Raw genomic sequence first — 10771 nt, 5'->3', positions numbered from 1 at the left:
AGGTTGGTTTCGACTACGAGGGTCGACATCACAGCGAGGACCGCGGTCAGTACGTCCACGACATCGGACGCGCGGAGCAAAATGAATCGCCTGCTGTGCTCCGCGACGATACGCAGGTCGATCCATCCTTCTCGCTCGAGCAACTCCGCGCGTCCGATGTCGTGGACGTACTGACCGCGGTCCTCGCTGTGATGTCGACCCTCGTAGTCGAAACCAACCTTGGGCTCGTCGTAACCCAGGTCGATGAAGGCCTCGCTGGCGCCGTCGGTGACCGCGATCTGAGTTCTCGGCGGCGGTAGCCCGTCGTCGATGAGGATGAGCCGTATCCGGGTCTCCTGGGGCGATTGTGCTCCGCCGTCCATCAACGCCAGCGCCGTGCGAGCGCGTGGCAGCCCCCGTGCACGCGGATACCGATCACCCAAATCGAGGATCTCCGACGCGGTCACGCCGGTGGCTCGTGCCAGGGCATCCAAGTGGCGTACCGCGAGGTCACGGGGCAAATGCCGGGCGAGGTCGAATGCAGTGCGCGCCGGAGTGGCGACAGGCATACCGTTAATCAACCGAAGGTCGTCGGCGTCGATCCGTTCGTTGCGCACAGCGATCCCCCGCGGCGGTCGGCCGCTCGTCCAGATCATTTCGACGGGTGTTGCCGCGTCGACCCACAACGCCCCGTGCAAAGCGGCCGCGGCGCGTCCGGTGATGACCCCACGCCGCCCCGACCACAGCCAGGCTCCGCGAATGCGTTGTTCGAGCGTTGGGACAACGAGCTTCGAGTGGTATACGCCCGGGAAGATCGCGCGATAGTTCCATCGAAGGCTCGCTCGTGTCAGCGCACCCGAGGACACAGCCGTGCTTCCGATGAAGACGTCGTCCATACCGGGATGCTTGCGACGCGCGCCGACAAATCCGCTCGCCGAACGCAATTTTGCGTATAGGGCTGTGGATAACGTCGATCCACGACCCTACGCGCAAAAACAAGAGCGTGGCGTCGGCGCCGCAACGCTCAACGCCAGGACGGCAGCCAGATCTGCATGTTCCACGTCGTCTGCGATATCGGGATGCCGGTCAGGATCGGGTACATCCACGCGAAGTTGGTCAGCACCAACGCGATATAACAGCTCACCGCGATCAGCCCCAGCGTTCGGCGCTCGGCGTTCTGGTTCGGCTTGTGCAGAATGTCGCCGAGGATCAACGCGATCATCATCACCATGAACGGTGCCATCGTCGCCGCATAGAAGAAGTACATCTGGCGGTCGATGTCGGCGAACCACGGCAGGAAGCCCGCGCTGTAGCCCACCAATGCGACGCCATAACGCCAGTCGCGCTTGATGAACGCCCGCCAGATCGCCCACCCCAGAATCGGCACCGCGAGAAACCACATCGCGGGTGTGCCGACCAACATCACGGCCTTGACGCAGGACTGCGCGCCACACCCGGGCACATCCTGGTTGTCGATCGCGTAGAGCACCGGTCGTAGCGACATCGGCCACGTCCACGGCTTCGACTCCCACGGGTGATGGTTGCCATCGGCGTTGGTCAGCCCGGAGTGAAACCTGTACGCGGCGTAGGTGTAATGCCACAGCGAACGCAACGCGTCGGGGATCGGCAACACGCTGTCCGGGCCGATCGACTGCCCCACCTCGTGGCGATTGACGGCCGTCTCGGAGGCGAACCACGGTGCGTACGACGCCAGGTACACGCCGAACGGAATGAGCACCAGGGCGTACAGCGACGGTCCGAGGTCGCGTCGGAACGCGCCGAGCCACGGCCGGGGAACCCGGTACTGCCGTCGCGCCAGGATGTCGAACGCCATCGTCATCACGCCGAAGAAGGCGATGAAGTAGACGCCTGACCACTTTGTCGCGCAAGCCAATCCGAGCAGCACGCCCGCGCCGAATCGCCACCACCGGACCCCGAGTCTCGGCCCCCACAATGTCTCGCCGATGCGGCCCTCCAGCAGCGCGAGGTGCATGCGCTCGCGTACTTGGTCGCGATCGACGATCAGACAACCGAACGCCGCCACCACGAACGTCACCAGGAACCCGTCGAGCAGCGCGGTGCGTGACGCGACAAAGCTCACCCCGTCGGCGGTGACCAGCAGTCCCGCGATACCGCCCACCACGGTCGACCGGCTGATGCGGCGCGTGATCCGCGCGACCAGCACCACGACGATCACTCCGCACACGGCACCGGTGAATCGCCATCCGAGCCCGGTGTAACCGAACAGCGCCTCGCCGATCGCGATCAACTGCTTGCCCACAGGCGGGTGCACCACCAGGCCGTAGCCCGGGTTGTCCTCGACGCCGTGGTTGTGCAGCATCTGCCAGGCCTGCGGCGCGTAATGCTTCTCGTCGAAGATCGGCGTCCCGGCGTCGGTCGGCGAGCCGAGGTTGAGGAACCGCGTCACCGCGGCCAGTGCGGCGATGACGGCGGTCATCACCCAGCCCTGCATCCGGTCGACGGGCCCGAAGTCCGCGGCGGGCACCTGCGGCGCGGGGCTGATGACCGGGACCGCGCGCGGCGCTTTGGTGGCGGGGGCGGTCACGAGTGCGATCGTAGGCTGTCCGGATGAGCCTCGGCCGACTGCTCATCGGCGCCACGCCGCTGGGCCAGCCCTCGGACGCCTCTGCGCGCCTGGTCGCCGCGCTGAAGGGCGCCGACGTCATCGCCGCCGAGGACACCCGCCGAGTGCGCACGCTGGCCCAGAACCTCGAGATCAGGACGGCCGCGCGGGTGGTCAGTCTCTACGACCAGAATGAGGCGTCGCGGGTCGCGGGCCTGCTCGACGACATCCGCGCAGGCGCGACGGTTCTGCTGGTCAGCGACGCCGGCATGCCGCTGATCAGCGACCCCGGTTACCGGCTGGTGACGGCATGTATCGAGGCGGAGCTCCCGGTCACGTGCCTGCCCGGCCCGTCGGCGGTCACGACGGCGCTGGCGGTATCGGGGCTGCCGGCCGAGAGGTTCTGTTTCGAGGGCTTCGCGCCGCGCAAACAGGCCGCTCGCAAGGCGTGGCTGACGACGCTGGCCGCCGAGCAGCGGACCTGCGTGTTCTTCGAGTCACCGCGCCGCCTCGCGGGCACGCTCGCCGACGCGGTCGACGTGCTGGGGGCCGACCGCCGCGCGGTGGTGTGCCGGGAGCTGACCAAGACGCACGAGGAGATCGTCCGCGGAGGGCTGGCCGAGCTCGCCGAGTGGGCCGCCGACGGGGTGCTCGGCGAGATCACCGTCGTGCTGGCGGGCGCGGTGCCGAAGGCGGACCTCGACACGCTGGTCGCGGCGGTCCACAAGCTCGTCGACGACGGCGCGCGGGTCAAGGACGCGTGCGCCGACGTCGTCGCGGCGAACCCGGGCGCACCGTCACGGCGCGAGCTCTACGACGCGGTTCTGCGGTCCAGGCAATAACCCGGCAATAGTCCCGGCCGCGAGGGTCAGCCGGTGATCGACCAGCGTGCCGTCGCGATCAACTCGGCGCGCTCCAACGCCTCCTCGCGGTGCACGTGCACCTTCGCGTACTCCTCGCTGCTCACCATCTCCAGAAACGCCGCGGGAGTCGGATACTCGACCACGAGGATCACGTCCCACCACGGCTTGGCCTCGTCGCCGATGACATATGCGGGGAGTTCGCCGCCGTAGCGCACGGTGGCACCCGCCTTCTCGAGCAGCGGAGCGACGCCCGCGCCGTACTGGAGATAGCTCTCGAGTCCGCCGGGCTCCTTGAACTTCAGGAGGTTCACCATCAGGATCGGCGCGTCCGGGGCGAAAGTCGTCAGGGCAGGAAGGTCCATAGCCGCCCTGACTATCACAGCTGAGCGCCGGCCGTCAGTGATTGCATGATCGGTGCCGCCTTGTGCAGGCACTCCTCCCACTCACGATCCGGGTCGGAGTCGGCGGTGATCCCGCCCCCGACGCCGAGGATCGCGCCGCCCGAAGCGTCGAATTCGACGGTCCGGATCGCCACGTTCAGCTCGCACCCGGCCAACGGCGATGCGAATCCGACTGTGCCGCAATACACTCCTCGTCGCACCGGCTCCCACCCTGCGAGCAGTTGACGTGCCCGCGCCTTCGGTGTTCCCGTCACCGACGCCGGCGGGAACGTCGCGTCGAGCACCTCCGGCATCGGCACATCGGCCCCCACCTGGGCAGCCACCGTGGACACGAGGTGCCACACCCCGGGCGCCGGTCGCACGACCAACAACTCCGGAACGGTCACCGAACCGACGTCGGCCACACGTCCCAGGTCGTTGCGCACCAGGTCGACGATCATGATGTTCTCCGCCACGTCTTTGACCGAACAGCGGAGCGCGGCCGGATCCGCCGAGCGCGGCAGCGTCCCCTTGATCGGGCTCGACGCGATGTGCTCACCTCGCCTGCGCAGGAACAGTTCCGGCGACAACGACGCCACCGCCCCCCAGCTCCCGGCCACGTACGCGGCGCGCGTTGGCGCGGACTGGTGCACGGCGTCGGCGAAGAAGTCGAGCGTCGATCCGTCGAGCTTGCCGCGGAACTGCGTGCACACACACGCCTGGTAGACCTCCCCGGCGGCGATCGCCTCCAGGCACTCCGACATCCCGCGCCGATGCGCATCGCGGTCGGCCTCACCCCACTCGACGTGGAACGGCCGCGGCTCGACCGGCACTCGCAGCGCCTCGGCCACCCATTCCGGAATCGTTGCGTCGGACAGGCTTTCGAACCACCACCGCCCGTCGTCGTCCTGGCGAAGCACACAATCGGACCAGCCGCCCGCGGCCTCGGGTATGCGCGGTCCCGAACCGTCGGCGGCCGCGTCCGGGTACGACAGATAGCCGAACCAGCCGCCTCCCACCGCATCTCCGGTGCCCGAACCCACGGGGACGTCGAACACGCGCGCGCACTCGACCGGCACGACCTCGACGGAAGGCGCGATGACCGCACCCGAGCCGAACCATTCGCCGATCAGAGCGGCCGGCGGCGCCAGCCCGTGTTCGGCCGCGGCGTATCCGACGGCACGCAGAACCGCTGGGGCGCTGCCGAGGTCGCCGAGCAGGTCGATCCGCACCGACCCAGCTTGTCAGATGTTGCGCGTGACTTCCCGCGGGATGTCCACCCCGGCCAGCTTGTCCGGGTTGCGCATGACATAGAAGTGCGAGATCCGGTCGTCGGTGACCTCGATGGTGATCAGCCCCTCGAAGCGGTCGCCGAGGTAGAGCTTGAGGGCGGGCGCGTTGTTGTACATCGCCGGTTCCACGCGACCCGCCTCGCCCGCGACCCGCACCAGCCCGACCAGGACCCTGGCGACCTTCTCGGCGCCGACGACCGGCCGCCGGGCCGCGCTGACCTTGCCGTCGGAGTCCGCGGTCCACTGGACGTCGTCGGTCAACATCTCGAGCAAGGCGTCGACGTCACCGGTGGCCGCCGCCGCAAAGAACCGCTGCGTGATCTCCATCGACACCTTCGGATCGACCGGCTCGAACCGCTTGCGCCGCGACTGCACGTGTTCGCGTGCGCGGTGCGCCATCTGACGCACGGCGGCCGCCGACTTGCCGACGGCGTCGGCGATCTCGTCGTGGCTGAAACCGAACACCTCGCGCAGCACGAACACCGCGCGCTCATCCGGGCTCAGGGTCTCCAGCACGACGAGCATCGCCATCGAAACCGACTCCGCAAGAACGACATCGGACGATGCATCGCGCGTGTCGAGCAGCAGCGGTTCCGGCAGCCACGGGCCGACGTACTCCTCGCGCCTTCGCGATTGCGCCCTCAGCGCGTTGAGTGACTGGCGGGTGACGAGCTGGGCGAGGTAGGCCTTGGTGTCGTGCACTTTCGTCAGGTCCACCTCGGCCCAGCGCAGGTAGCTCTCCTGCAACACATCGTCGGCTTCGGTTGCGCTGCCCAGGATCTCGTAGGCGATCGTGAACAGCAGCGGACGCAGCACCGTGAACCGTTCGGCGTGTTCGTCACCCGTGCCGTTCATCGGATCGCCGGCTCGGTCCCGTGCTCCGACGCCACCGCCTGCTGGCGGCGCGGGTTCGTCTTCCAGGTGTAGGAGCCCGGCTTGTCGGCCTCGCCCCGGATCCACTTCAGCGTGTAGCGGCACACCTGCTCTTTGATCAGCGCACCGGTGCGACCACCGATGTACCAGCGCCGCGGCGTGTCGTCGACGTCGGCGAACTGGAATATGCCCGCCTTGCGTCCCAGGCTGATGCACTGCCCGGCCATTGCATGGTTCACCGCGGCCGGGTCCTCGCCGGCCAGGCGTGCCAGCACCGTGTTCGCGGCCTGCGCGCCCAGCGGGAGGGCGGCCTGGCAGCTCATCCGCCACGGCTGATTCGACGGCGACGCTGCGTCGCCGGCACCGACGATGTGCACATCGTCGACGCTGGTGAGCGTCTCGTCGGTGAGCAGCCGGCCGAGCGCGTCGGTGGCCAGGCCGCTGGCGGCGGCCAATCCGGGCACGCCGAATCCGGCCGTCCACACCGTGACCGCGCTCGGCACCTCGCGTCCGTCGGCCACCACTACGCGGTCGGCCCGGACCTCCCCGACGGCGCTGCCTTCGATCACGTCGACCCCCAGCTTGGCCAGCCGCTTGGCGATCGACCGGCGACCACTGGCCGCCAGCGACGGCCCGAGCACGTCGGTCACCAACGTGACGGGGCGGCCGGATTCGGCCAGCTCGGTCGCGGTCTCGATGCCGGTCAGCCCGCCACCGACGACCACCACCGGCGCCGAGGTCGGCACATCCGCCATCCGCGCGGCCAGTCGCTTCGCCTGTTCCAATTCACTGAGCGGATAGGCGAACTCGGCGGCGCCCGGCACCGCGGCGGGGACCTCCCCCGTGCTGCCGACGGCGTACACCAGGTAGTCGTACGGCAGTGGCGTGCCGGACGTCAGCGTGACGGTGCGGGCGGCCGCGTCGATCCGCGAAGCGCCGTCGACCACGAGCCGCAGGTCGGGTGACAGCACGGCCGAGTAGTCGGCGACGGCGTCGTCGTTGCCCGCGACCAGTTGGTGCAGGCGGATCCGTTCGACGAACTCGGCGCGCGGATTCACCAGTGTCACGCGGGCGTGCGGGGCGAGCCGGTTCGCGGCCATCACCCCGGCGTAGCCGCCCCCGATCACAACGACGTTGTTGGTCAAATCGGTCATGTCGAACTCCTCGGGTCATCCGGCTTGCCGTGGCCGCCGGGGGTGGCGGTTCGGCTCAGAGCCGGTCTGACCTCGAGACACCGGGCATCAGCGCAGTGTGACATCTCCAGGCCGAATGTGGCAAAGGTCACTCGCGGCTGATGCTGCGGGGGATCGCGATGCCCGCGAGCTTGTCCGGGTTGCGCACGGCGTACAGGTTGGTGATCTTGTCGTCGAGCACCTCGAAGACGAAGAGACCTTCCAGGTGCTCGCCCGTGTAGATGACGACGGCGGGCGCGCTGTTGTAGATCGCCGTCTCGAAGCGCATCTCCGGCGTCTCCTTGGCGACCTCGAACAGCCGTGCCATGAGCGCCGCCACGCGACGCGCACCGACCACCGGCCTGCGGATGGCGGTGGCCTTCCCGCCGTGGTCCGCGGTCCAGGTGACGCCGGGAGACAGCAGCGACATCAGCCCCTCCATGTCACCGGTCGACGCCGCGGCCAGAAATTGCTCGGTGATCTGCTCGGTGCGCCGTTCGTCCACCGGGCCGAAACGGTTGCGCCGCGCATGGACGTGTTCGCGGGCGCGGTGCGCCATCTGGCGCACGGTCGTCGCGGATCTGCCCACCGCGCCCGCGATCTCGTCGTAGTCGAAGCCGAACACCTCGCGCAGCACGAACACCGCGCGCTCGTCGGGCGTCAGCGTCTCGAGCAGAACCAGCATCGCCATCGAAACCGATTCGGCGAGAACGACATCGGATGATGCGTCACGCGACTCGAGCAGCAGCGGTTCCGGTAGCCACGGCCCGATGTACTCCTCGCGCCGACGTGACCTGGTGCGCAGCGCGTTCAGGGCCTCGCGGGTCACCAGCTGCGCCAGGTAGGACTTCGTGTCGCGCACCGTGTCGAGCTCGACCTCGGCCCAACGCAGATAGCTGTCCTGCAGTACGTCGTCGGATTCTGTTGCGCTGCCCAGGATCTCGTAGGCGATCGTGAACAACAGCGGCCGCAGGACGGTGAACCGCTCGGCATGGTCGCCCGTTGTGGTGGTCACGTCCGGTTGACCACCTTCGGCGCCAGCGCCGCCTGGCGGGGCCGCGGGCCGCCCTTGAGCCAGAACGTCCAGTCCGGCTTGCGGGCCGAGCGCCGCATCGCCCACAGCGTGCCCTTGCAGACGGCCTCCTTGAACGTGGCGACCGCGCGTCCCGCGAAGTAGACGTTGACCGGGGTGTCGTCCTTGCGGGTGAACTGCACCGTCGCGGCATGCCGGCCCAGGCTGATGCAGGACCCGGCGTACGCATACTCGAACTCGGCGGGGGTGGTGGCGGCGATGCGGCTCAGCACGGTGTTCGCCCCCTGCGGGGCGAGCTGCGTCGCTGTGGCACAACACATCCGCAGCGGTTCGTTCGACGGGGCCGCACAGTCACCGACGGCGACGATACGCTCGTCGTCCACACTGGTCAGCGTCTCGTCGGTGATGAGGCGACCGATGTGGTCGGTGCTCAGGCCGCTCGCGGTCGCGAGGTCCGGCACGCCGAACCCGGCGGTCCAGATGGTCAGCGCGGTCGGGCGCACGGCGCCGTCGGCGAAGACGACCGCGTCGGCGCGTACCTCGGCGACCACGTCGTCCTCCATGAGTGTCACCCCGAGTTTGCTCAGGGCCTTGGCGGTGGAGCGCCGACCGGGTTCGGACAGCGACGGCCCGAGGCGCCCGCCGCAGACCAGCGTCACGTTGCGGCCCTGCTCGGCGAGTTCGGCGCCGGTCTCGATGCCTGTCAGGCCGGCGCCGACGACCGTGACGGGAGCCGCGGGATGCAGCTGCTCCAGTGCCGTGCGCAGCCGCTGTGCCTGCTCGAGTTCGGCGATCGGATAGGCGAATTCGGCCGCACCCGGGACAGTTGTCGGAACCGTGCCGGTGCTGCCGACGGCGTAGACGACGTAGTCGTAGTCGAGTTCGCGACCGGACTCCAGAACCACTGTGCGCGCCGCGGCGTCGATGCGGACCGCCTTGTCGACGACGAGCCGGACGCCGTCGCCGAGCAGCGTGCCGTAGTCGACCCCGGCGTCGTAGCCGGCGGCGACCATCTGGTGCAGCCGGATCCGTTCGACGAACTTTGGCCTGGGGTTGACCAGCGTGACGTCGACATCGGCGCGTGCGCGGAGGTGGTTGGCCGCCAGGATGCCGGAGTAACCGCCGCCGATGACGACGACCCTGGTGAGATGGACCTTGTGTGTGCGTGCGGTGAATTCAGTCATGCCCCTTAGACACCGGCGGGCGCCGGGGCGTGACAGAGTGTGACGCGCGTCACATCGGCGGTCAGACCAGGCCCAGCGCCAGCATTGCGTCGGCAACCCGGATGAACCCAGCGATGTTCGCGCCCGCCACGTAGTTGCCCGGTTGGCCGTACTCGTCCGCGGTGACCAGGCAGCGGTTGTGGATGCGCCGCATGATCTGCTCGAGGCGCTGTTCGGTTTCGGCGAAAGTCCACGAGTCGCGCGAGGCGTTCTGCTGCATCTCCAGGGCGCTGGTGGCGACGCCCCCGGCGTTGGCGGCCTTACCCGGCGCGAAGGTCACACCGGCGGTCGCGAAATGTTTGACCGCGGTCGGGGAACACGGCATGTTCGCCCCTTCGGCGACGACGCGGCACCCGTTCTCGATCAGCGCCCGCGCCTCGTCGCCGTTGATCTCGTTCTGCGTGGCGCACGGCAGCGCGATCTCACACGGCACGTTCCACACGTTGCGGTCGGCGACGAACTCGGCTGTGCCGCCGCGCATCCCGGCGTACTCGGCGATCCGGCCGCGACGCACTTCCTTGATGTTCTTGAGGATGTCGAGGTCGATGCCCTTCTCGTCCACGACATAGCCGCTGGAATCCGAACAGGCCACCACAGTGCCGCCCAGTTCCTGGATCTTCTCGATCGCGTAGATCGCCACGTTGCCCGACCCGGAGACCACCGCGCGCTTGCCCTCGAAGGTGTCGTTGTTGGCCCGCAGGATCTCGTTGACGAAGAAGACCGTCCCGTATCCCGTGGCCTCGGTGCGGACCTGCGAACCGCCCCACGTCAGACCCTTGCCGGTGAGCGTGCCGGACTCGTAACGGTTGGTGATCCGCTTGTATTGCCCGAAGAGATAACCGATTTCACGCATGCCGACGCCGGCGTCGCCCGCGGGTACGTCGGTGTACTCGCCCAGATGCCGGTACAACTCCGTCATGAACGACTGACAGAACCGCATGACCTCGTCATCGGAGCGGCCCTTCGGGTCGAAGTCGGCGCCGCCCTTACCTCCGCCGATGGGCATGCCGGTCAGCGAGTTCTTGAAGATCTGTTCGAAGCCCAGGAATTTGACGATGCCCAGGTACACCGACGGGTGAAAGCGCAGGCCGCCCTTGAAAGGTCCAAGTGCGGAGTTGAACTCGACGCGGAAGCCCCTGTTGATCTGCACGGTGCCGCGGTCGTCGACCCACGGCACCCGGAAGATGATCTGGCGTTCGGGTTCGCACAGCCGGCGGATCACTTCGGAGTCGACGTACTCGGGGTGCTTCTCGACCACCGGGCCGAGGCTGGTGAGCACCTCGTACACGGATTGGTGGAACTCGGTCTCGCCTGCGTTGCGCCGCGCGACCTCCTCGTAGAGGTCGTGCAGTTTCTCGTGTAGTCCGTTCAC

10 protein-coding genes are annotated in these 10771 nt (G+C 68.3%); 1 reads left to right on the top strand and 9 read right to left on the bottom strand.

The window, feature by feature from the left end; genetic code table 11:
* Together A5752_RS20975 and A5752_RS20970 are read right to left on the bottom strand one after the other, a co-directional pair.
* Positions 1-875: type IV toxin-antitoxin system AbiEi family antitoxin (locus A5752_RS20975; RefSeq protein WP_231983471.1), on the bottom strand; the 875-nt coding region annotated here is incomplete at its 3' end.
* A gap of 128 nt (positions 876-1003) precedes the next feature.
* Complete coding sequence (locus tag A5752_RS20970) at positions 1004-2452, bottom strand: dolichyl-phosphate-mannose--protein mannosyltransferase (RefSeq protein WP_231983475.1); 1449 nt, start codon at positions 2450-2452, stop codon at positions 1004-1006.
* Positions 2453-2568: 116 nt separating this feature from the next.
* Here A5752_RS20970 and rsmI point away from each other — a divergent pair, with 116 nt between their 5' ends.
* Positions 2569-3405 (top strand): 16S rRNA (cytidine(1402)-2'-O)-methyltransferase, encoded by an 837-nt coding sequence (gene rsmI / locus A5752_RS20965; protein ID WP_067089538.1) that lies wholly within the window; start codon positions 2569-2571, stop codon positions 3403-3405.
* 26 nt (positions 3406-3431) lie between these two features.
* Here the strand turns inward: rsmI and A5752_RS20960 are convergent, their stop codons facing one another.
* The 7 genes from A5752_RS20960 to gdhA form a co-directional block, all read right to left on the bottom strand.
* Entirely contained in the window at positions 3432-3788 is a 357-nt protein-coding gene (locus tag A5752_RS20960) for a DUF1330 domain-containing protein (RefSeq protein ID WP_067089535.1), read from the bottom strand.
* A 14-nt stretch (positions 3789-3802) separates the two neighbouring features.
* Positions 3803-5038, bottom strand: coding sequence for an aminodeoxychorismate synthase component I (locus A5752_RS20955; RefSeq protein ID WP_067089531.1), 1236 nt, complete (start codon positions 5036-5038; stop codon positions 3803-3805).
* Positions 5039-5050: 12 nt separating this feature from the next.
* Complete coding sequence (locus A5752_RS20950) at positions 5051-5953, bottom strand: RNA polymerase sigma-70 factor (RefSeq protein WP_067089528.1); 903 nt, start codon at positions 5951-5953, stop codon at positions 5051-5053.
* Positions 5950-7125 (bottom strand): NAD(P)/FAD-dependent oxidoreductase, encoded by a 1176-nt coding sequence (locus tag A5752_RS20945; RefSeq protein WP_067089526.1) that lies wholly within the window; start codon positions 7123-7125, stop codon positions 5950-5952. Before A5752_RS20945 ends, A5752_RS20950 begins: the two co-directional genes overlap by 4 nt.
* Before the next feature lie 127 nt (positions 7126-7252).
* Positions 7253-8158: an RNA polymerase sigma-70 factor gene (locus A5752_RS20940; protein WP_067089524.1), complete on the bottom strand. Its 906-nt coding sequence runs from the start codon at positions 8156-8158 to the stop codon at positions 7253-7255.
* The gene (locus tag A5752_RS20935; protein ID WP_067089521.1) at positions 8155-9360 is read right to left on the bottom strand and encodes an NAD(P)/FAD-dependent oxidoreductase; all 1206 of its coding nucleotides are present in this window, start codon (positions 9358-9360) and stop codon (positions 8155-8157) included. Before A5752_RS20935 ends, A5752_RS20940 begins: the two co-directional genes overlap by 4 nt.
* A gap of 61 nt (positions 9361-9421) precedes the next feature.
* A complete protein-coding gene (gene gdhA, locus A5752_RS20930) occupies positions 9422-10771 on the bottom strand; it encodes an NADP-specific glutamate dehydrogenase (RefSeq protein WP_067089519.1) in 1350 nt (449 codons plus the stop codon).

Origin of the sequence: Mycobacterium sp. 852002-51961_SCH5331710 (genome assembly GCF_001665535.1) — a bacterium.
Classification (GTDB): Bacteria; Actinomycetota; Actinomycetes; order Mycobacteriales; family Mycobacteriaceae; genus Mycobacterium.
Note: the sequence above shows the minus strand (reverse complement) of the source record. Positions and strands in the feature narration are given on the sequence as shown.